The 21,055-nt window shown below is 72.3% G+C and carries 20 protein-coding genes and 1 tRNA gene; 8 read left to right on the forward strand and 13 right to left on the reverse strand.

Translation table 11 applies throughout. The features are described from left to right. Nucleotides 1-109: 109 nt before the first annotated feature. Entirely contained in the window at nt 110-1,771 is a 1,662-nt protein-coding gene (gene paaN / locus QCN29_RS19955; RefSeq protein ID WP_279929718.1) for a phenylacetic acid degradation protein PaaN, read from the forward strand. 253 nt (nt 1,772-2,024) lie between these two features. Here the strand turns inward: paaN and QCN29_RS19960 are convergent, their stop codons facing one another. The 4 genes from QCN29_RS19960 to QCN29_RS19975 form a co-directional block, all read right to left on the reverse strand. Further along, a complete protein-coding gene (locus QCN29_RS19960; protein WP_279929719.1) occupies nt 2,025-2,627 on the reverse strand; it encodes a hypothetical protein in 603 nt (200 codons plus the stop codon). 117 nt (nt 2,628-2,744) lie between these two features. Continuing rightward, on the reverse strand, nt 2,745-3,431 hold the full coding sequence (locus QCN29_RS19965; protein WP_279929720.1) for a TrmH family RNA methyltransferase: 687 nt from the start codon (nt 3,429-3,431) through the stop codon (nt 2,745-2,747). Further along, nucleotides 3,428-4,639, reverse strand: coding sequence for an HTTM domain-containing protein (locus QCN29_RS19970; RefSeq protein ID WP_279929722.1), 1,212 nt, complete (start codon nt 4,637-4,639; stop codon nt 3,428-3,430). The genes QCN29_RS19965 and QCN29_RS19970 overlap by 4 nt, the downstream gene beginning before the upstream one ends. Beyond that, nucleotides 4,636-5,628 (reverse strand): DUF5819 family protein, encoded by a 993-nt coding sequence (locus QCN29_RS19975; protein WP_398859526.1) that lies wholly within the window; start codon nt 5,626-5,628, stop codon nt 4,636-4,638. Before QCN29_RS19975 ends, QCN29_RS19970 begins: the two co-directional genes overlap by 4 nt. Nucleotides 5,629-5,739: 111 nt before the next feature. Here QCN29_RS19975 and paaA point away from each other — a divergent pair, with 111 nt between their 5' ends. The 6 genes from paaA (at nt 5,740) to QCN29_RS20005 (ending at nt 10,607) form a co-directional block, all read left to right on the forward strand. Beyond that, nucleotides 5,740-6,744, forward strand: coding sequence for a 1,2-phenylacetyl-CoA epoxidase subunit PaaA (paaA, locus tag QCN29_RS19980; protein WP_279929726.1), 1,005 nt, complete (start codon nt 5,740-5,742; stop codon nt 6,742-6,744). Beyond that, complete coding sequence (gene paaB, locus QCN29_RS19985) at nt 6,741-7,031, forward strand: 1,2-phenylacetyl-CoA epoxidase subunit PaaB (RefSeq protein ID WP_279929727.1); 291 nt, start codon at nt 6,741-6,743, stop codon at nt 7,029-7,031. Before paaA ends, paaB begins: the two co-directional genes overlap by 4 nt. After that, nucleotides 7,028-7,762, forward strand: a complete 735-nt coding sequence (paaC, locus tag QCN29_RS19990) for a 1,2-phenylacetyl-CoA epoxidase subunit PaaC (RefSeq protein WP_279929728.1) — start codon at nt 7,028-7,030, stop codon at nt 7,760-7,762. Before paaB ends, paaC begins: the two co-directional genes overlap by 4 nt. Then, nucleotides 7,756-8,322, forward strand: a complete 567-nt coding sequence (gene paaD / locus QCN29_RS19995; RefSeq protein ID WP_279929729.1) for a 1,2-phenylacetyl-CoA epoxidase subunit PaaD — start codon at nt 7,756-7,758, stop codon at nt 8,320-8,322. Before paaC ends, paaD begins: the two co-directional genes overlap by 7 nt. Further along, nucleotides 8,323-9,378 (forward strand): 2Fe-2S iron-sulfur cluster-binding protein, encoded by a 1,056-nt coding sequence (locus tag QCN29_RS20000; protein ID WP_279929730.1) that lies wholly within the window; start codon nt 8,323-8,325, stop codon nt 9,376-9,378. It begins immediately after the preceding gene. Between the two features lie 71 nt (nt 9,379-9,449). Further along, on the forward strand, nt 9,450-10,607 hold the full coding sequence (locus QCN29_RS20005) for an acyl-CoA dehydrogenase family protein (protein WP_279929732.1): 1,158 nt from the start codon (nt 9,450-9,452) through the stop codon (nt 10,605-10,607). Nucleotides 10,608-10,645: 38 nt separating this feature from the next. Here the strand turns inward: QCN29_RS20005 and QCN29_RS20010 are convergent, their stop codons facing one another. The 9 genes from QCN29_RS20010 to QCN29_RS20050 form a co-directional block, all read right to left on the reverse strand. Continuing rightward, entirely contained in the window at nt 10,646-10,990 is a 345-nt protein-coding gene (locus tag QCN29_RS20010) for a rhodanese-like domain-containing protein (protein WP_240137082.1), read from the reverse strand. Between the two features lie 69 nt (nt 10,991-11,059). Next, nucleotides 11,060-11,890 (reverse strand): J domain-containing protein, encoded by an 831-nt coding sequence (locus QCN29_RS20015; RefSeq protein WP_279929734.1) that lies wholly within the window; start codon nt 11,888-11,890, stop codon nt 11,060-11,062. A 103-nt stretch (nt 11,891-11,993) separates the two neighbouring features. Beyond that, a complete protein-coding gene (locus QCN29_RS20020; protein WP_279929754.1) occupies nt 11,994-13,460 on the reverse strand; it encodes a DUF2252 domain-containing protein in 1,467 nt (488 codons plus the stop codon). Nucleotides 13,461-13,632: 172 nt separating this feature from the next. Beyond that, entirely contained in the window at nt 13,633-14,310 is a 678-nt protein-coding gene (locus tag QCN29_RS20025; RefSeq protein ID WP_279929736.1) for a response regulator transcription factor, read from the reverse strand. Nucleotides 14,311-14,520: 210 nt separating this feature from the next. Continuing rightward, the gene (locus QCN29_RS20030) at nt 14,521-16,185 is read right to left on the reverse strand and encodes a sensor histidine kinase (protein WP_398859536.1); all 1,665 of its coding nucleotides are present in this window, start codon (nt 16,183-16,185) and stop codon (nt 14,521-14,523) included. Nucleotides 16,186-16,515: 330 nt separating this feature from the next. Beyond that, nucleotides 16,516-17,988: an FAD-dependent monooxygenase gene (locus QCN29_RS20035; RefSeq protein WP_279929738.1), complete on the reverse strand. Its 1,473-nt coding sequence runs from the start codon at nt 17,986-17,988 to the stop codon at nt 16,516-16,518. Further along, the gene (locus tag QCN29_RS20040; RefSeq protein ID WP_279929739.1) at nt 17,985-19,253 is read right to left on the reverse strand and encodes an MAB_1171c family putative transporter; all 1,269 of its coding nucleotides are present in this window, start codon (nt 19,251-19,253) and stop codon (nt 17,985-17,987) included. Before QCN29_RS20040 ends, QCN29_RS20035 begins: the two co-directional genes overlap by 4 nt. 3 nt (nt 19,254-19,256) lie before the next feature. Continuing rightward, entirely contained in the window at nt 19,257-19,778 is a 522-nt protein-coding gene (locus QCN29_RS20045; protein ID WP_279929740.1) for a toxin-antitoxin system, toxin component, read from the reverse strand. A 289-nt stretch (nt 19,779-20,067) separates the two neighbouring features. Continuing rightward, nucleotides 20,068-20,154: transfer RNA gene (locus tag QCN29_RS20050), tRNA-Leu, on the reverse strand. Between the two features lie 356 nt (nt 20,155-20,510). Here QCN29_RS20050 and QCN29_RS20055 point away from each other — a divergent pair. After that, on the forward strand, nt 20,511-21,055 hold a 545-nt coding region (locus QCN29_RS20055), incomplete at its 3' end, for a DUF3662 domain-containing protein (RefSeq protein ID WP_279929742.1).

The following is a 21,055-nucleotide window of genomic DNA, read 5'->3' on the forward strand; positions in this document are numbered from 1 at the left end:
CCGATGAGTTTTCCACAGCTTCGCCAGGCCCCCTTGTACCGACCGATCGTTCGGTTACTCTAACTCTGTCATCCGTTCCCTGCCCAGCTCGACGAGGAGTTGGTCCGCAATGCAGCTGACCGAGACCCGCCGGCCCACGCTCGACCAGGCCCTCGAAGCGATCCGCACCCGTGCCTACTGGTCCCCGCACCCCGAGCACCCCAAGGCATACGGGGAGAGCGCGCCCGCCGAGGGGCTGGCCGCGTTCGAGGCCCTCAAGGGCTCCCGCTTCGAGCTCGACCAGCCGGGCGTCGACGGCTGGACGGGCGGTGAGGTGTCGCCGTACGGCCCGGAGCTGGGCATCGAGTACCCCCACGCGGACGTGGACGTGCTGCTGCCCGCCATGCGCGCCGGCATGGCCGCCTGGCGCGAGGCGGGCCCTGAGACCCGCGCCCTGGTGTGTGTGGAGATCCTCGCCAGGATCAGCGCCCGCACCCATGAGTTCTCGCACGCCGTGATGCACACCAGCGGCCAGGCCTTCATGATGGCGTTCCAGGCCGGCGGCCCGCACGCCCAGGACCGCGGCCTGGAAGCCGTGGCGTACGCGTACGAGGAGCAGACCCGCACCCCCGCCGCGGCCGACTGGTCCAAGCCCCAGGGCAAGCGGGACCCGCTGGAGCTGCGCAAGAAGTTCACCGCCGCGGGGCGTGGCATCTCCCTGCTCATCGGCTGCAACACCTTCCCCACGTGGAACGGCTACCCGGGCCTGTTCGCCTCCCTGGCCACGGGCAACCCGGTCCTGGTCAAGCCGCACCCGCGCGCCGTGCTGCCGCTCGCCCTCACCGTGCGCGTGTGCCGCGAGGTGCTCGCCGAAGCGGGGTTTGACCCGAACCTGGTCTGCCTGGCCGTCGAACGCCCCGGCGAGGGCATCGCCAAGACCCTGGCGGTGCGCCCCGAGATCAGGATCATCGACTACACGGGCTCGACCGCCTTCGGCGACTGGCTGGAGGCCAACGCCCGCCAGGCGCAGGTCTACACGGAGAAGGCCGGGGTCAACACCGTCGTGGTCGACTCCACCGACGACTACAAGGGCATGCTGGCCAATCTGGCCTTCTCGCTCTCCCTCTACAGCGGTCAGATGTGCACCACACCGCAGAATGTGCTCATCCCGAGGGACGGCATCGCCACGGACGCGGGCCCCAGGAGCTATGACGAGGTGGTGGCCGACCTCGCCGGCGCGGTGAAGGGGCTGCTGGGCGACGACGTCCGGGCGAACGCCCTGCTGGGCGCGCTGGTCAACCCGGACGTCAAAGCGCGTCTGGAGGCCGCGGCGGGACTGGGCGAGGTCGCCCTGCCCTCGCGCGAGGTCGTCAACCCGGACTTCCCGGACGCGGTGGTGCGCACCCCCGTCATCGTCAAGCTCGACGGCTCCAAGCCGGACGCCGAGGCCGCCTATATGTCGGAGTGCTTCGGCCCGGTGTCCTTCGCGGTCTCGGTGGACTCCACCTCCGACGCCCTGGAGTTGCTGCGGCGCACGATCCGCGACAAGGGCGCGATGACGGTCGGCGCGTACACGACCTCCCCCGAGGTGGAGCAGGCGGTCGAGGAGGTCTGCCTGGAGGAGTCGGCCCAGCTGTCCCTCAACCTGACCGGCGGGGTGTACGTCAACCAGACGGCCGCGTTCTCCGACTTCCACGGCTCCGGGGGCAATCCGGCGGCGAACGCCGCGCTGTGCGACGGCGCGTTCGTCTCCAACCGCTTCCGCATGGTGGAGATCCGCCGCCAGGCCTGAGCCGACCGCCGCCCGCCCGCATGCGTCCCAGCGGCATGGCCTGGGCCCGCCGGGCCCGATGGGCCCGGCCGATCCACCGGGCGGGCACCGCGCTGCACCCGGTGCGGGCCGACCTGCGGGGCTGCACCGACCGGCCCTGCGCGGACGGCCCGGCTGCCCCGCCGTCGGCCGATGAACGGCCCGTCGAAGTCGGGCCGATGAACAGCCCGACTTCGACGGACGACCGGAGGCGCGACCGAGGGCACGCCGAGAGTCAGCGGCGGGCCGTGCCGCCCCTCGGCGGCCCGGCGCGGCGAAGGGGCACGGCATCGGCGAGGCGGCCGACCGCCGTCTTCGGCGTTCTGGAGTGCCGGGGCTCCTGCCGTGCCGGCTGGGCGGCCCCGTCCGCCGGCACGAGCGGCTGTGGCTGCTGCTGCGGCGGCGGCTTCGGGGCGCGCCGCGTCGCCGGGGAGACGGCGCCGGGTGCGGAGAGCGGCCCCAGCAGCCGCAGCCGCACCGCATGCGCCACACCGCTGTCCGCGAGGAGCATCGCGAGCACCAGCGCGGCCTGGGGAGTGAACACGCCGAGGAGCCGCCCGGCCATGCGCCGGCCGGGCAGGTTCGCGGTGAGGAAGTCGCGCAGCTCGCCTCCCCTCAGCTGTCGGTAGCCGTTGCTCCGCAGCTCCCCGGCGTGCCGGCGGACCACCCGGTGCAGCAGCACCGTGTCCACTTCGAAGTAGTCGGCGAGCATCGACGCCGTCGTATGCTCCCGGTCCGGCAGCAGCGGCAGCCGCTTCACCTCGTCGAGCACATCCCGCCGCGCACACAGCGCGGCGCGCAGGGCCCGCGAGCCCAGCAGAGCCTGTTCCGCCAACATCGGCGCTCCTCCCGGGGGCGGCATCGGAACATGCGGCCCCCTTGGCCACCCGCCCGGACAAACGAGCAGTTCAGCCATGGAGTCACACCCGTGCATCCGCCCCCCGGGCGGCAGCGGCTAAGAAGCGGGCGGAATCTGTGCGTGCCGCTGCACCCAGGCGTGCATCGCGATCGCCGCAGCCGCCCCCGCGTTGATCGAGCGGGTCGAGCCGAACTGGGCGATCGAGCACACCATGGCGGCGTGGCGGCGGGCCTCGGCCGTCAGCCCGGGCCCTTCCTGCCCGAAGAGCAGCACACAGCGCCGCGGCAGCTCTGTGACCTCGAGAGGCACCGAGCCGGGCAGATTGTCGATCCCGATGATGGGCAGCCCTTCGGCCCCTGCCCAGACGGTCAGCGCCGCGGAGTCCGGGTGGTGGCGGACATGCTGGTAGCGGTCGGTCACCATGGCGCCGCGCCGGTTCCATCGCCTGCGGCCGACGATGTGGATCTCCTTCGCAAGGAAGGCGTTGGCAGTACGCACGACCGAGCCGATGTTGAAGTCATGGCTCCAGTTCTCGACGGCGACATGGAAGTCGTGCCGCCGGGTGTCGAGGTCCGCGACGATGGCCTCACGCGTCCAGTACCGGTACCGGTCGACGACATTGCGCCGGTCCCCTTCCGCCAGCAGCCGGGGGTCGTACCGCTCCTGCCGCGGCCAGGGCTGCGGATGGGGCCCGACGCCGACCTCGGAGCCGTACCCCTCGTCGTACTGGAGCGGCTCGTCCGGCAGCGGCTCGTCCCGTATGGGCTTCTCGGCAGTGCTCACCCGACGAGCGTACGGTGCGCGGTGTGCTGCTCGTGCTGCCGCGGAGCCTCCCGGCCCCGCCCGCGCGGCCGCAGCCGGGCCCGTCCCCGGGCGGCTGCGGCGCCCAGCCAGACCAGGAAGGCGGTCGGCAGGAAGACGGCGTCCGCAGCGATCATCGCCAGCGAGAAGAACGGAAGCCCGAGCACCACGGCGATGGCCGCATGCTCCACCATCATCACCACCAGCAGGACGTTCTTCACCCGCCGGTTGAAGAGGGTGAAGGGGAACGCGACCTGCACGATCACCGTGCCGTAGGTCAGCAGCATCACCATCGTGCCACTGGCCGCCAGCAGCTCGGACAGCCCAGGCCAAGGGGTGAAGTAGTCCAGCTTGAGCGGGTAGTACAGCGCGGTCCCGTCCTGCCAGCGCGAGCCCTGGACCTTGTACCAGCCGGCCGTCGCGTAGATCACACAGACCTCGGCCATGATCACGACCAGAGCGGTGTTGTGCACCAGATTGGCGATCACATCGAGGAGGGTGTGCGACTGGCTGCGCGCGGCGTACCGGCTCACCGCCCACCACAGCCCCTGCGCCAGCCACAGCACCCACAGCAGCAGCGGTACGAGGAGGCCCGGCCGGTGCGAGAGGCTGAGGAAAGTGCCGACCAGCAGACCGAAGCCCAGCAGGCACCACAGCACGGGCCCGGTCCGGTCCCGGGATGCCGCTCCGTCCCCCGCCCGGGCGGCCCGCGCCGCGCGCCGCGCGTCCAGCGACCAGACTTGCGCACAGCGGGTGAAGACCAGATAGAGCGCCATCAGATGGATGACGTTGTCGCCGCCGTCCCCCATGAAGATGGAGCGATTCTGCAGCGACAGCACACCCACCATGAACAGCGCGGACATGGCCCGGGTGCGCCAGCCCAGCATCAGCAGCAGGCTGGATGCGACGGAGAGGGCGTACACGCACTCGAACCAGAGGACCCCGTCGCCCCAGACGAGCACGGTGAAGGCGTCGTTGCCCGCGACGAGGCGGCGTGCCATGTCCCAGGCCCATGGGCTGTCGGGGCCGTAGAGCTCCTGGCGGTGCGGCAGCTCCCGCACCAGGAAGCACAGCCAGGCGCCGGCGAAACCGATCCGGACGACGGCGCTCTGGTACGGCCCGAGGGCGGCGGCCGTGATCCTCTGGAGGGCGTCCGCCACCTTGCGGTCGAACCCGTTCCCCCGCCTCACCGCTCTGCCTCCGCGCGGTCGCGGGCGGCGTCTTCGGGCAGGTCGGCGACGGTGATCGTCCACCAGGGGAGCACCCGGTGGACGGGCTTGACGTCGATCTTCTCGTCACTCCACCCAGGGGGGTCGACGGCGCTGGTGGCCGAGCGCAGCTGGATGCGCTCGACGGGGCCGCCCAGGTCGCGCTCCATCAGCCGCGCAACCGCGATGCGGCGGACATAGCGCTCGGAGAGCTGCCCGCGGACGCCGTTGGGCCGGTTGTCGCCGTCGTGGGAGGTGACATAGAAGTCCCAGGCCCTGCGGAGCATGTTCTGGTGGACATGGCTGGGGAGCAGACTGCCCTGGATGGCCGCGCCGTCCTCGGCGGACAGATCGATCCAGTCCGTGCTCCGGCGGCTGCCGTCGGCAGCGGTGTACTCCGCACGCACCTGTACGGCGACGTTCTGCTGCAGCGGATTGGGGGCGAACAGCTTCCAGTTCTGCTCGAACTCCGGGTAGACCCACCAGTCGACCGCCTCGCCGTGCTGCTTGGTCACGGTGTTGGACGGGGCGACATGCAGGAACACCATGCCCAGGTGGACGCAGGCGAGGGCGCCGATGAGGGCGAGGGAGAGCGCCGCGGCCACCTGGTACGGAAGAGACAGGCCCGCGATGCCGCGGCCGCGGGAACCGCTGTCGCCGTCGCCGAGTGGACCTTCGTCGCCCGGTCGGCCCAACGGGGCGGGCGCCTGGGGCGGGCCGGCGGGCTGGAGCCGGTGTCCCGGCCCGGAGGAGGAGCCGGACGCGGCCGGGGATCCGGGCTCGGGGGATCCGGGCTCGGGAGATCCGGGCTCGGGAGATCCGGGCTCGGGAGATCCGGGCTCGGACGGGGACCAGGGCTGTGCCGTCTGCCGTGTCTGTCGCGGAAGGTGCTCGGGCACGGAGTCGCGGACCGGTGCGTTCCCGGGGCTTGGCCCCCCGGCTCCGGCGTCCTCGCGCTCAAAGGAGTCCATCCGCCCCGTCCCCATCGGTCCGCCTCAGTTATCCACAGGGTTGACACCTTACGGGCCGCCGACTCACCATTGAAGCCAATGAACCGAACGATCGGTCGGTAGGGGGCCGGTATGACGGCAGTGACTTCGACGGTGACGACAGACGCGTATGAGGGGGCTTCGCCCGAGGCGGCGTTCGAAGCCGCCGTGGCCGCCGACGAGCGCATTGAGCCTCGCGACTGGATGCCGGACGCCTACCGGACCACGCTGATCCGCCAGATGGCGCAGCACGCGCACTCCGAGATCATCGGCATGCAGCCGGAGGCCAACTGGATCACACGCGCGCCCTCGCTGCGCCGCAAGGCGATCCTGATGGCGAAGGTGCAGGACGAAGCCGGCCACGGCCTGTATCTGTACAGCGCCGCGGAGACGCTCGGCACCGGCCGCGACGAGCTGCTCGACAAGCTCCACGCGGGCCGCCAGCGGTACTCGTCGATCTTCAACTATCCGACGCTGACCTGGGCCGACGTCGGAGCGATCGGTTGGCTGGTGGACGGCGCGGCGATCACCAACCAGGTCCCCCTCTGCCGCTGCTCCTACGGGCCCTATGCCCGGGCGATGGTCCGCATCTGCAAGGAGGAGTCCTTCCACCAGCGCCAGGGCTACGAGCTGCTGCTCACCCTCTCCCGCGGCACCGCCGCCCAGCGCGAGATGGCGCAGGACGCGGTGAACCGCTGGTGGTGGCCGTCGCTGATGATGTTCGGCCCGCCCGACGACGCCTCCGCGCACTCCGCCCAGTCCATGGCCTGGAAGATCAAGCGCCATTCGAACGACGAGCTGCGCCAGCGCTTCGTGGACATCTGCGTCCCGCAGGCCGAGACGCTCGGCCTCACCCTCCCGGACCCCGATCTGGCGTGGAACGAGGAGCGGGGCCACTACGACTTCGGCGCGATCGACTGGACCGAGTTCCAGGAAGTCCTCAAGGGCAACGGCCCCTGCAACGAACAGCGCATCACCCAGCGCCGCCGCGCCCATGAGGAGGGCGCCTGGGTCCGCGAGGCAGCGGCCGCGTACGCCGCCAAGCACAGCGCACAGCACACGCAGCACGCACAGACGGACGGGAAGGCGACGGCATGAGCAGCTCCACCGACTGGCCGCTGTGGGAGGTCTTCGTCCGCTCCCGCCGCGGGCTCTCCCACACCCATGCGGGCAGCCTGCACGCCCCGGACGCCGCGATGGCGCTGCGCAACGCCCGGGATCTGTACACCCGGCGCAGCGAAGGCGTCTCGATCTGGGTCGTCCCGTCCACCGCAATCACCGCCTCCTCCCCCGACGAGAAGGACCCGTTCTTTGAACCGGCCGCCGACAAGCCCTATCGGCACCCCACCTTCTACGAGATCCCGGAAGGGGTGAAGCACCTGTGACCGGACCCTCGGCCGCGACCGGCGCCGCACACGCGGCGGCCCTGGCGCTCGGTGACGACGCCCTGGTGCTCTCCCACCGGCTGGGGGAGTGGGCGGGCCATGCGCCAGTGCTGGAAGAGGAAGTCGCCCTCGCAAACATCGCGCTGGACCTGCTGGGGCAGGCACGCGTCCTGCTCGGCCTGGCCGGCGACGAGGACGAGTTGGCGTACCTCCGCGAGGAGCGGGACTTCCGCAACCTCCAGCTCGTCGAACAGCCCAACGGCGACTTCGCCCACACCATCGCCCGGCAGCTCTACTTCTCCGTCTACCAGCGGCTGCTGTACGAGCGCCTCGCGGCCGGCGACGGCGAGCTGGCCGCCCTCGCCGCCAAGGCGGTCAAAGAGGTCGCCTACCACCAGGACCACGCCGAGCACTGGACCCTCCGGCTCGGCGACGGCACGCCCGAGAGCCATGAGCGGATGCAGCGCGCCTGCCAGGCGCTGTGGCGGTACACCGGCGAGATGTTCCAGCCGGTCGAGGGACTCGACGTCGACTGGCAGGCCCTTCGGGACGCATGGCTGTCGGCCACGGCCGATGTCCTCGGCCGGGCCACGCTGACCATGCCGACCGGGCCGCAGTCGGGCGCCTGGTCCGCGGGCGCAGGCCGGCAGGGCCTGCACACCGAACCCTTCGGACGGATGCTGGCCGAGATGCAGCATCTGCACCGCAGCCACCCGGGGGCGTCATGGTGACCAGAACCCCCGCCCCGGAGACCGCCGGACCCGCCGCGACCGGCGCGGCCGCCGCGAAGAGCCTCCCTGCGGCCGAGACGCCGCTGGAGACAGAGCTGCGCCGACTCGCCGGCTCGGTCCCCGACCCCGAGCTGCCTGTGCTGACCCTCGAAGAGCTCGGAGTGCTGCGCGGGGTGCACCTCCACGACACCGGCCGGGTCGAGGTCGAGCTGACGCCCACCTACACCGGCTGCCCGGCCATCGAGACCATGGCCGCCGACATCGAGAGTGTCCTGCACAATCGCGGAATGGCGGACGTCTCGGTCGTCACCGTCCTCTCCCCGGCCTGGTCGACCGACGACATCAGCGCGGAAGGGAGGCGCAAGCTGGCCGAGTTCGGCATCGCCCCGCCCCGCCCCCACACCTCCGAGGGCCCCGTGCCGGTCGCGCTCTCCGTGCGCTGCCCGCACTGCGGATCCACCGACACCGAACTGCTCAGCCGCTTCTCCTCCACCGCCTGCAAGGCGCTGCGCCGCTGCGCGTCCTGCCGCGAGCCCTTCGACCACTTCAAGGAGCTGTAGATGTTCCATCCGCTCCGGGTCAGCGCGGTCGAACCGCTCACCGATGACTCCGTGGCCGTCACCTTCGAGGTGCCTCCCGAGCTGCGGGACGCCTTCCGGCACACCCCCGGCCAGCACCTCGCCCTGCGCCGCACGGTGAACGGCGAAGAGATCCGGCGCACATACTCCATCTGCGCCCCGGCAGCCCCCTCGGGCGTCGATCCGGTGCTCCGCGTCGGCATCCGGCTCGTCGAGGGCGGCGAATTCTCGACCTACGCCCTCAAGGAACTGGCCGTCGGCGACACCGTCGAGGTGATGCCCCCGATGGGCCACTTCCTCCTCGCCCCCAGGCCCGGCCACTTCGCCGCGATCGTCGGCGGCAGCGGCATCACACCCGTGCTGTCCATGGCCGCAACCGTCCTCGCGCAGGAGCCGGACGCGCGCTTCTGCCTGATACGCAGCGACCGGACGGCCGCCTCGACGATGTTCCTGGAGGAAGTCGCCGACCTCAAGGACCGCTACCCGGACCGCTTCCAACTGATCACCGTGCTCTCCCGGGAAGAGCAGCAGTCCGGGCTGCCGTCCGGACGGCTCGACAAGGAGCGGCTGACGGCGCTGCTGCCCGCGCTGCTCCCGGCGGCGGACATGGACGGCTGGTATCTGTGCGGGCCCTTCGGGCTGGTGCAGAGCGCCGAAGCGGCCCTGCAGGACCTCGGCGTGGACCGGCACCACATCCACCATGAGATCTTCCACGTCGACGACGGCCGGGGGCCGACTCCCGCCGCTGCGGCCGCTCCGGCGCATGCCACGCTGACCGCAACCCTCGACGGGCGGTCGGGCACCTGGCCCGTCCAGGAAGGGGAGACACTTCTGGAGACGGTGCTCCGCAGCCGTTCCGACGCGCCCTACGCCTGCAAGGGCGGCGTCTGCGGCACCTGCAGGGCGTTCCTGGTCTCCGGCGAGGTGCGGATGGACCGCAACTTCGCCCTGGAACCGGACGAGACCGAGGCCGGATATGTGCTGGCCTGCCAGTCCCACCCGGCGACATCGGACGTGGAGCTGGACTTCGACCGCTGAGGCATGTTCTTTTCCCACGCGCTGCTCTATCTTGACGGTCCGTCAGATTCTCTGGGCGTGGGAGGACGGCTGTGGACTTCACCTTCACCGAGGAGCAGCAGGCGGCAGTCGAAGCGGCACGGGCGGTCTTCTCCGGCGTCCGGGCGGACGCGGTGCCCAGCCCCGCGCTCACCCCCGGCGCGGTCGCCGACGACTTCGACCGCCCCCTGTGGGCGAAGCTGGCCGCGGCCGATCTGCTCGGCCTGGTGCTGTCACCGGACCACGGCGGGGCAGGGCTCGATCCGCTAGCCCTCTGCCTGGTGCTGCGCGAGTCGGCGAGGGTCCTGGCGCGTGTACCGCTGCTGGAGACCAGTGGGGTCGCCATGGCAGTGGAACGCTACGGCGCACCCGGGCTGCGCAGGGACGTCCTCCGGGCGGCCGGCCGCGGCGAACTGGTCCTCACGGCCGCGGCCGGCGGCCGCACCGGCCATGACCCCGCCGAACTGGCCGTCACCGTCCGCCAGGACCCCGCGGGCGCATCGGGCGGACTGCTCGACGGCGTCCAGACCGCCGTGCCCTGGGCGCACTTTGCGGACCGCATCGCCGTGCCCGCGCACAACGGCGAAGGGCGCGCCGTTCTTGCCCTCATCCCGCGGGACCGGGAGGGCCTCACCCTTGCGGAACAGTTCTCCACCAGCGGCGAGCGGTACGCGGAGCTCACTCTCGACGCCGTACGGGCCGAGGCCCATGAGCTGATCGACGCCGACGGGGCCTGGGAGTGGCTGCGCCTATTGCTCACCACCGGAACCTGCGCGCTCGCCCTCGGACTCGGCGAGAGCGTGCTGGCGATGACCAGCGCCTACACCGGCAAACGCGAGCAGTTCGGCCATCCGATCGCCACGTTCCAGGCGGTCGCCGTCCAGGCCGCTGACCGCTATGTCGATCTGCGGGCGATGGAGGCGACGCTCTGGCAGGCCGCCTGGCGGTTGTCCGCACCGCATCGGGGACCGGCCGTCGGAGGGCCGCTGCCGGTGGCGGGCGACGTGGCCGTGGCGAAGATCTGGGCCTCGGAAGGCGTGCGCCGGGTCGTCCAGACGGCGCAGCACCTGCACGGCGGCTTCGGAGCGGACACCGACTATGCGCTCCACCGCTACCACGCCTGGGCCAAGCAGCTCGAGCTCTCCCTCGGCCCGGCAGCCGCCCACGAGGAGACTCTCGGCGACCTGCTGGCCGCGCACCCGCTCGGCTGAGTCCCCGGACGCTACGACGGACTACGGCGCGCAGCGGACTACAGCACGAAGGCTGACTCGCCGGTGTCCGTGACCATGGCGCGTCCGGCGCCCTCCCAGGCGAGCATGCCCCCGTCGATGTTCACCGCGTCAAAGCCCTGCTGCACCAGATACTGGGTGACCTGCGCGGACCGGCCGCCGACCCGGCACATCACAAAGGCCCGGCGGCCCTCCGCCAGCGCGTCGGTCACCTCGCCGAAGCGGGCGACGAAGTCGCTCATCGGCACATGGACAGCGCCCTCGACATGACCGGCCGCCCACTCGTCGTGCTCCCGGACGTCCAGCACCAGGGCGTCGGACGGCACCGCCGCGGCGTCCACGGAGGGCAGCGGGGCGAAGTTCATGGTCGATGCCTTCTCTCGTACAGCTCGTGCGGACCGGGGAGGGCGGGCCGCGATGTTCACCGGGAAACGCTACTGCACCAGGGAGGACAGCTCCGCCTCCCGCTCGGCCACCTGCGCGAGAAGCTGCTCGGCGATCTCGTTCAGCAGCTTGTCGGGGTCCTCGGGAGCCAGCCGCAGCATCGAGCCGATCGCGCTCTCCTCCAGCTCCTGGGCGACCGCCTTCAGCAACTCCTTGCGCCGCGCCAGCCACTCCAGCCGCGCATACAGCTCTTCGCTCTCGCTCAGCTGCTGCGCCGCGGGCGCCGGCCCAGCCGCCCACTCCTCGGCCAGCTCACGCAGCCGAGACTCATCGCCCAGGGCGTATGCGGCGTTCACCCGGGTGATGAACTCCTCGCGCCGCCCCCGCTCCCTGTCGTCCTGGGCCAGATCCGGATGCGCCTTGCGCGCCAGCTCCCGATAGAGCTTGCGCGCCTCCTCACTGGGCCGCACCCGCTTCGGCGCCCGAACCGGCTGGTCGTTCAGCATCGCCGTGGCCTCGGGGGACATGCCGTCGGAGTCCATCCAGTCATGGAACAGCTCATCGACGCCGGGCATCGGCAGCACCATGGCCCGCGCCTCCTGCGCCTTGCGCAGATCCTCGGGATTGCCGCTGCGCTCCGCACGGGCCTCCGCGATCTGCGCATCCAGTTCGTCCAGGCGCGCATAGACGGGGCCGAGCTTCTGATGGTGGAGACGGGAGAAGTTCTCCACCTCCACACGGAACGTCTCGAGCGCGATCTCGAACTCGATCAGCGCCTGCTCGGCCGCGCGCACCGCCTTCTCCAGCCGGGCCTCGGGCCCGGGGCGGGCCTCATGGTCGTCGTTCCGGGCCGCCGGCCCACCGGGCACATCCTGAGTCACCCGCCCACCCTACGACCGCCCCCCGCCCGGGGTCACACCCCACCGACACCCCTGGGGCTCTCCCCCCGCCCCTCCCGCCTGCACGCCGCTGCCTCGGTGAGCCTCACACACCCAGCTCGGCCGCGATGCGGCCAGTCTTGATCGCGGTCACCAGGGACGTGTGGTCGGCTTCCGTGCGGTCCGCGTAGGTGACCGCGAAGGCCTCCACGGCCGCGTCCAGCTCTTCGCTCTTGCCGCAGTAGCCGGCTATCAGGCGCGGGTCGGCGCTGTGGGCATGGGCCCGGGCGAGCAGAGCGCCGGTCATCCGGCCGTAGTCGTCGAGCTGGTCGGGGGTGAGCGCGGCCGGGTCCACGCTGCCCTTGCGGTTGCGGAACTGGCGCACCTGGAACGGCCGCCCCGCGACCGTCGTCCAGCCCAGCAGGATGTCGCTGACGACCTGCATCCGCTTCTGCCCGAGGACGACACGGCGTCCCTCGTGGTCCACCCGTGGCGCCTCGAAGCCCGCGGCGGGCAGATACGGCAGCAGCGCCGAGGCGTGCGCCTCCTTGACCTGGAGCACCAGCGGCTCGCCCCGGTGGTCGAGCAGCAACACCACATAGGACCTGGTCCCGACGCTGCCCGTGCCCACGACGCGGAACGCCACATCGTGTATCGCGTACCGGGCGAGCAGTGGAAGCCGGTCCTCGGAGACGGTGTCCAGATAGCCTCCCAGCGCCGAGGCGACGGCGGCGGCCTCCTCGTCGGGCACCCGCCGCAGCACCGGCGGGGCGTCCACGAACCGGCGGCCGCCGTCCTCGGTGCGCCGTGTCGACTTGGCGGCGAACCGCGCGCTGGTGTTGTTGCGGGCCTTCTGCGAGACGCGTTCCAGCGTGCCGAGCAGATCCCGGGCGTCGGTGTGCGAGACGAGCTCCTCATCGGCGATGGCGTTCCAGGCGTCCAGCGCGGGGAGCTTCGCCAGCAGCCGCATGGTGCGCCGGTACGCTCCGACCGCGTCGTGGGCGGCTGCCCGGCACAGTGTCTCGTCCGCTCCGGTCACCCGGCCCGCCAGCACCAGCGAGACCGCGAGCCGCTTGAGATCCCACTCCCAGGGGCCTACGACGGTCTCGTCGAAGTCGTTCAGGTCGATGACAAGACGGCCCCGCGCGTCGCCGTACAGACCGAAGTTCCCCGCGTGGGCGTCGCCGCATATCTGCGCGCCCACCCCGGTGACCGGTGTGCCGGTCAGGTCGTGCGCCATGAGGCCGGCCGAGCCGCGGAGGAAGGCGAAGGGCGAGGCGGCCATCCTGCCTACGCGTATCGGCGTCAGCTCGGGGACCCGGCCCCGGCCGGACTCCTCGACGGCCCGGAGCGCGTCCGGCCTCCCGTGCGGCAGGGTCAGCGCCTGGTGCGAGGACCGCGGCACGCGCGCCCGCAACGCCTTTCCCTGCTCCTTCGGCGACGGCTCATCGGCCGCCGCTGCCGCCCCGGGCTCGGCGCCGGGCCCGCACCCGTGCTCATGCCGCTGCCGGCGCCGGTGCGGGCCGAAGCCCGGGACATGCGGGATCCGCCCGCCGCCCACGGCGTGGTTCATCGCGTCATCGGCCTCGTACACGGCGTGCCGCCCCCCGATCCGTTTCGTACCGTCACAACCAACATCAACGGGTCCCGACCGTACCGCCGCCGCCCCGCGGCCGTCTGCCCCTGTGGACAACCCCTCGACCAGCCGCGGCGGCGGGTCGGGGCCTCGGCATCGGCCGCAGTGCCTACAGACCCGCGTCGCGCGCGAGCAGCGCGGCCTGCACCCGGTTCTCGCAGTCCAGCTTCGCCAGGATGCGGCTCACATAGGTCTTCACCGTGGCCTCGCTCATGTGCAGCCGTCGTCCGGCGTCCGCGTTCGACAGTCCCTCGCCGAGCAGCGCCAGCACGTCGCGTTCACGTTCGCTCAGCGCCGCCACGCGGGCGCGGGCCTGCTGCGCGCGGGCCGCCGCCCGTCCCGAGGCGAGTTGGTCCACCACATGCCGGGTCGCCCCGGGGGAGAGGTAGGCGTCCCCTGCCGCGGCCGCGCGCACGGCGCGGATCAGCTCGGCGGGGGCGGTGTCCTTCAGCAGGAATCCCGCGCCGCCGTGCTCCAGGGTCCGCAGCACGTTCTCCCGCTCGCCGAAGGTGGTGAGCACGATCACCCGCGTCGCGGGAGCGGCCCGGCGCAGCTCGCCCAGGGCGGTGAGCCCGTCCATGACGGGCATCTGGATGTCCAGCAGCACCACGTCGGCGTCGTGGGAGCGGGCCAGTTCGACGGCCTCGCGGCCGTTCGCGGCCTCGGCCACCACGTCGACGGCGCGGTCCGAGGTGAGGATCATCCGGATGCCGGCGCGGATGAGAGGCTCGTCATCGGCGATCACCACCTTGATCGCGGCCCCGGCGGCCCCAGTGGCCCCAGCCACTCTGGCTGTCCCAGCATCCCCAGCGCTCCCAGCAGCACCAACAGCACCTGTATCCCCAGAGACCTCAGTGGCCTTGGTACCGCTGGAGGTCTCTGGGGATACAGCTGACGCTCCAGACCCAGCCGACGCTCCAGACCCCGTCATCGCACCACTCGCATCTCCATTGCCGCGCCCGTCACCGACGCACCGCACGCCCGTCGCGTCACACACCTATCTTCTGACCTCATAGGCCTTCTTCTCGATCAGCTTGCCGTCCTTGAAGCAGAACCGGAACACTGGCTCGGTGTCGATGCTCTCCCCCACCTCCGACGACATCAGCACCAGGCACTCCGCACCCTCCGGCGGCTCCGGCCCCTTGCCCCTGAGCCCGGCCGTGGCGACCGTGTCGCCGTCCGGCAGCCGCCCCCGCACCTGGTCCTCGTCGGCCCCCACCTGCACGCGCGCGTACTCGGCCGGCTCGATCATCCCCTTGTCCAGCTCCCCCACGAGGAACACCAGCCCGAAGACGGCCACGGCCGCCAGCGCGACCATCGCCGCCACGGCGATGCCGCATCCGAGCACCACGCCGCCGACCCGGCTCCGAGGGCTCGGCAGGCCGGCATCCGCCGCCAGCAGATCGGCGTCGGGGTCCGGCGACGCCCCGGCGGCGGACGGGCCGACGAACGGCGCGGCCTCCACCCCTCCGTACGGCAGCACCCCTGCGACCCGGAAGCCCCCGCCGTCCGCCGGCCCCGCGTGGACCATGCCGCCCACCAGCCGCGCCCGCTCCCGCAGCCCGGTCAGGCCCTGCCCGCCGCTGACGGCCGCGCCGGACCCCCCGCCGCCGTCCGCCGCGCCGTTGACGACCTCGACCACGAACGAGTCGGGCTCGTGTCTCAGTTCCACGCAGATCGCCGCGCCGGGGGCGTGCTTGTAGGCGTTGGTCAGCGCCTCCTGCACGATGCGGTACGCCGCGTGGTCGGCGGCGGCCGCCAGCGGCCGGGGCTCTCCCGAGCGGCGCAGCTCCACCCGGTTCCCGGCCGCCCGGCCGGTCTCGACCAGCACGTCGATGCCCGCCGTGCCGCGCCCGGCGCGCCCTGACTCGTCCGGCGCCGGGTTCGTCTCCGAGGTCGTCTCCGGCGCTTCGACTCCGTCGCGGAGGATCCCGACGACCTCGCGCAGTTCGTGCATGGCGGTCACCGACGCCCCGCGCAGCACGGCGACCGCCTCCCGCTGCCGCTCGGTCAGTTCGGGATCCACCTCCAGGGCGCCGGTGTGCACGGAGATCAGTGCCAGTTGGTGGCCGAGGCTGTCGTGCATGTCCTGTGCTATCCGCTGGCGCTCGCGCAGCCGCGCCTGCCCGGCCACCATGGCGCGTTCGCGCAGCAGTTGGGCGTTGCGTTCCCGCAGCGCGTGCAGGAGGGTGCGGCGCTGCGTCCAGTAGCGGCTGGACAGACCGGGCACGACCGCGGTCGCCAGGAAGTAGAGGGTGATGAGGAGCGTAAGGACCAGCGGGGACTGCCTGCCCTCGTCCCCGAGCAGCGTGACGCCGATGCAGACGGCGTACGCGGCGGTGAAGGCGACCAGCGCCCGGATCGGCCCGGCGATCCTGCGCCCGGCCGACCAGCCGACGACTGCCAGCAGCGGCGTGAAACCGCCGACGTGGGGGATGAGCGCGGCGGTGACGGTCAGTGCGGTGGCGGGCAGCCGCCGCCTCAGCAGCGAGAGCAGCACGGCCGCCAGGGCGACGGCCAGGGCCCGGTACCCGCCCCCGGCCAGCAGTTCCTCGGTGCCGGCGGCCATGACGCCGAGGGCCAGGGCGAGCACGGCCTCGACGGCGGTCCGCCTCGGAGACCACAGTCCGGGGGCGGCCGTCCACTTCCAGCCGTCCCGGATCCGGCTGCCCCATGCGGCCGCCGCGCGCGGGGCGTTCTCTCGCGGGGCGTTCTCTCGCCGGGCATTCGATGACGTGTCCACCCGGGCACCCTAGGCAGCGCCCGTATCCGCGACGTCCCACTTTCGTCGCGCCCGCCCAAGACGATCGTCGCCGCTCCGCTCGACGGGCGCACCCCGTCAGCGCACCCCCGGCACGTCCCGAGCACCCCGCCACATCCCGAAGCACCCCCGGCACATCCCGACGCAGCTCCGGGCGCCGTGCCCGGCCGGCGCCGCCGCCGGCCGGGTCATGCCCGCCTCCTCCCCCGCCGCCCGGATCCCGCGGGCGTCTCACCCCGCGGCGACCTCCCCGGCGGCGGCCGTCCGGGCTCGTATGGCGTCCTCCGGCCCGGACGACGCGCACCGCTCCTGCGCCGTCAGCGGCGGTCCGGCGAGCGGCTCCCTGCCGGGGCCGCGCAGAGCGCCCACCACGATGTCCGGGTGCAGCCACGAGGTGATCGGCTCGGACATGGTGAGGACGCCGAGGAAGGCCCTGGTCATCTGGGCGCGCCCGGTGGCCGCGAGGGCGAGCCGGTCGACATACCGGTTGGCAAGTGCCGCGCCCGGCCGGGGCTGCCGGCCCTCGGCCAGGGCGCCCGGGTACAGGATGTCCTGCGAGGTGGCCAGCTCCCAGGCGAGCCCGGTGGGCCGGGCGATGGCGCGCTGGACGCCGCGGGCCAGGCCCGGGGCGCGGAGCCCGCCGTGCCGCAGGGTGTCGCGGAGGTGTACGAGGCTCTGGGCGGCCACGCTCATCCCCTGGCCGTACAGCGGGTTGTAGGTGGCCACCGCGTCGCCGGCCACGACGAATCCCTCGGGCCAGCTCCGGGCCCCCTCGAAGTACCGCCGCCGGTTGACGGTGCTGCGGGAGAGAGTGACCTCCGGGGTCAGCGGCTCGGTACCGGCGATCAGTTCGCCGACGACCGGGTGCCGCACGGCGCGCGCGAACGCCTCGAACTGGTCCGGGTCGCGGGTGGGTTCGCCGCCGCGGGTGCCAGAGAGGGTCACCAGCCAGCGTCCCCCCTCCACCGGGACGATCGTCGCCGTCTGCCCGGGCACGGGGTCGCCGGGGTCCGACTGGACGTTGACGATGGGGAAGTCCTCCGTGCCCGCGGGCGCCCGGTAGGCGCGGCTGGCGTACACCAGACCCGAGTCGACCTCGGCCTGCTCGATCCCGTCCACGCCCAGCGCCCGCAGCCAGTCGAGGGCGCGGGAGCCGCGGCCGCTCGCGTCGAGGACCAGATCGGCGTCGAGCCGGTGCTCCCGGCCGTCGGGTCCGCCCACCCGCACTCCGGTCACCCGCTCGTCCGTGCCCGTGAGCGCGAGCATGTCGTGCCCTTGGAGGACGCGGACGCCGGGCAGTCTCAGCACACGCTCCCGCACCACCCAGTCCAGCAGGTCGCGGGAGCAGGCGATGGTGTACTGCATCTCCGGCCAGCGTCTGAGCCAGCCCTTCGCGGTCAGCGACACCAGGCCGGTGGGCAGCGGGATGCGCCGCGCGCCGGCGGCCAGCCAGCGGCTCGTGATGCCGGGCAGCAGTTGTTCAAAGGCCCGTGCCCCGCCCGACCACAGCAGATGCACATGGCGTGCCTGGGGCAGGGACCTGCGCGGCTCCGGCCCCTCGGGCAGCACATCGCGTTCGACGACCGTGACCTCGTCGGCGAATCCGGCCAGTGCCGCCGCCCCGAGCATGCCGGCCAGGCCGCCGCCGATGACCACGGCACGGCGGGTTGCGGTGGAGGGGGCGGGCGGGGTGTGACGCGTCATCGCGGGCTGCTCTCTCTCGGGGCCGCTTCCTGTCGTGCGGCGGCGACGATGGGGGACTGCAGGGCGTTCGACAGCTGTACCAGCCGCTGGCGTCCCGGGCTGAGGACCGCGGTCAGCGCCACGGCGGCCTTGGCGGAGCTCTCCTCGCTCACCGAGCCCGAGTCCGGCTCCGAGTCCGGCCCCGCATCCGAGTCCGGCTCCGGCTCCGGCTCCGAGTCCGTGCCCGGGTGCGGCCGGAGGGAACGCGACTCCACGGCGGCGGCCACCATGGCCGCCACGCCGAGGACGGCCGCCCGGTCCTCACCCGCCCCGCCGGCGACGGCCGTGTCATGGGCGCGCCGCCGGACGAGGTCGTCGAGGTACGGCTGGAGCCTGAGCAGTTCGTCGTGGATGACGGTCTCCCGCACGGTCAGCAGCATGTCCGGAGCCGACCACCACGGGATCTGCGGCATCGCGGCCCGTTGCCGCGCCGGGCAGCGCAGCAGCCGCCACAGCGGGCCCAGCCGTACATGGCCGATCCAGGCCCGACAGGCGTCACCGAGCTGCGGTCCCAGCAGCGGCAGCAGGAATCCGACGGTCACGATCAGTCCGCCGGCCGCGACGATGGGCGGCGCCACCGAGGTGCTCAGGACGTCCCAGTCCCGTCCGGTCCAGCGGGCGGCGACCGCGGCGAGCTTGGCGATCCCGAAGAGGAGGTTGAGGACGAAGCCGACGACGAGCACGATCAGCCCCGCCCGCAGCCACTGCCGCACCTCGCGCGCCCAGCGCAGACACAGCGTCGTCGTCACCACGGCGGAGACCATGTGGGCGGTGAGATAGGTGACGATCATCTCCCGGATGTACGGGGTGGTCGCGTAGTAGGTGTCCAGGTCCCGCAGCCGCTCGACGGGGGCGTCGCCCAGGAGGAAGAAGACCGGAAGCGCGGTGATCGCCCCCGCGTAGGCGAGGGACCAGGCGCGCGACCGGGCCCGTACCGCCTCCGGCGCCCCGCCGCGCCAGTTGACGATGAGCAGCAGGCAGGCGCAGCTGAAGGCGCAGGTGAGGCTGTAGACCAGCGGCGCCGAGACATTGGGCACACCGGTCAGGTCGTTGACCGCGCGGATGGTGGGCGGGGCGGCGAAGAGGAAGCAGCAGGCCGCGGTGAAGATCAGGAAGTGTACGGAGCGCACCAGCGGGTCCCGCCAGCCGCGCCGCAGCGCCGGCAGCTTGGCGAGGAAGGCGATGCCCAGGGCCACGGCGGGCACGTAGTAGTCGGTGTTCCGCACGTGTCATCCCCGGCTGCGCCCGAGCGAGGCCTGGATGCGGCGGGCCAGCTCGCTGCGCGGGGCCGCCTCGTCCGGCGCGCCCTCCAGCCAGCCGCGCAGCCGCGTCGCGAGGTTGAGCCCGAAGAACTCCGCGGCGGCCTCCTCGGCCTCGCGGAAGTCGGTGCGCGCCGCCACCTGGAGCGCGGCGTTGAGGTCGGCGTCCTCCGTGAGCAGCCGTGCCGCCACCGCGGTGCCCGCCTCGTGCTGTCCGCAGTGCCCGGCGACCATGTGCCATGCCTCATGGCCGAAGATCACCAGTTGGTGCCAGGGGCTGGTGTTCTCCTGGATGCAGATCATGTCGCGGTCGGCCAGGTCGAGGTACAGCCCGCTGGCGGTGCCCGGGGGAAACGTCACTGCGCGCCAGAGGACGGGCCTGCCGCGCCGCTTCTGCAGCTGGGCGCAGAGCGCGTCGAGCACCTCCTCGGGCGTCGACGGCCTGGGCAGCCCCGTCAGCGCGCCCGTGAGTTCGTCGCGAAGCTCGCGCATGGCGCCTTTCGTGCCCACTTCACTCCCCCTGGTCGGCAGGTTCGCTGGACCCGGTCGGCGTCTTTCGTGCTCTGCCCGGCGCGCGGAATGTGTCGAACGCCGTTGACGATAGGCGTGGTTGCTGGGTGCCGCCGTCAATACTAGGCACCATCGTCGCCGCTGAACCTGTGATGCGTAAGAGGCTGTGTTTGCCTGCGTGGCCCTACCGCCCGGGCGGCTCCGGAGCGTGCCGGTGCACATACACGACAAAGCGGGTGGCATCGTGATCACGATGCCACCCGCTTCGGAGTGGTGCGCGAGGGGGGAGTTGAACCCCCACGCCCTTTCGGGCACTGGAACCTGAATCCAGCGCGTCTGCCTATTCCGCCACCCGCGCATTGGGTGTTGCTTTGGCGGCCTCACCTCTCCGGTGTGACTGCCTGGCGACATCCAGAACATTAGCACGCTGCTCGGGGTGGATTCACATCCGTTTGTTTCACAGCCGCACAAGCGAGACAGACAGGGAACAGAACCGGTACGGGGACGCGGTGCGGCCCAGGGGAACGGGCCGCGTCTCCACGGCCCCCTCCAGCGAGCGCCGCGGGTGCGGGACACTGTCAGGAGGCCGCCTCTACGATCCGTGTGAGAGGTGACACTCATCGACGGGGCAGACAAGGGGAACCAGCCGATTTCCCGACGCGTGGATACGATCAGTAAGCAGTACCAGGACGGCAACGACGGAGGAGGTGCCCCATGGGAGTCCTGAAGCGTTTCGAGCAGCGCCTCGAAGGCCTGGTCAACGGCACCTTCGCCAAGGTGTTCAAGTCGGAGGTGCAGCCCGTGGAAATCGCGGGCGCCCTCCAGCGTGAGTGCGACAACAACGCCTCGATCTGGAACCGCGAGCGGACCGTCGTCCCCAACGACTTCATCGTGGAGCTCAGCGCACCCGACTACGAGCGGCTGAGCCCGTACTCGGGCCAGCTCGGCGACGAGCTGGCGGGTCTGGTCCGGGACTACGCCAAGCAGCAGCGCTACACCTTCATGGGCCCGATCAAGGTGCACCTGGAGAAGGCGGACGACCTCGACACCGGGCTGTACCGGGTGCGCAGCCGCACCCTCGCGTCGAGTGCGTCACAGTCGCCGGGGCAGCAGGCTCCCGGGCAGCCCGCTCCGGGCGCGGGCCCGGCGGCCGGATACCCCGGCGGCGACCCGCCGGCCGGCGGCCCGGCAGCCGGCGGCTCCGCGGTCGGATACCCCGGCGGCGCCCCGTCCGCCCCCCGCGGCGGCTACGGCTACCC

This window comes from Streptomyces chengmaiensis (assembly GCF_029846775.1).
GTDB classification, from domain to species: Bacteria; Actinomycetota; Actinomycetes; order Streptomycetales; family Streptomycetaceae; genus Streptomyces; species Streptomyces chengmaiensis.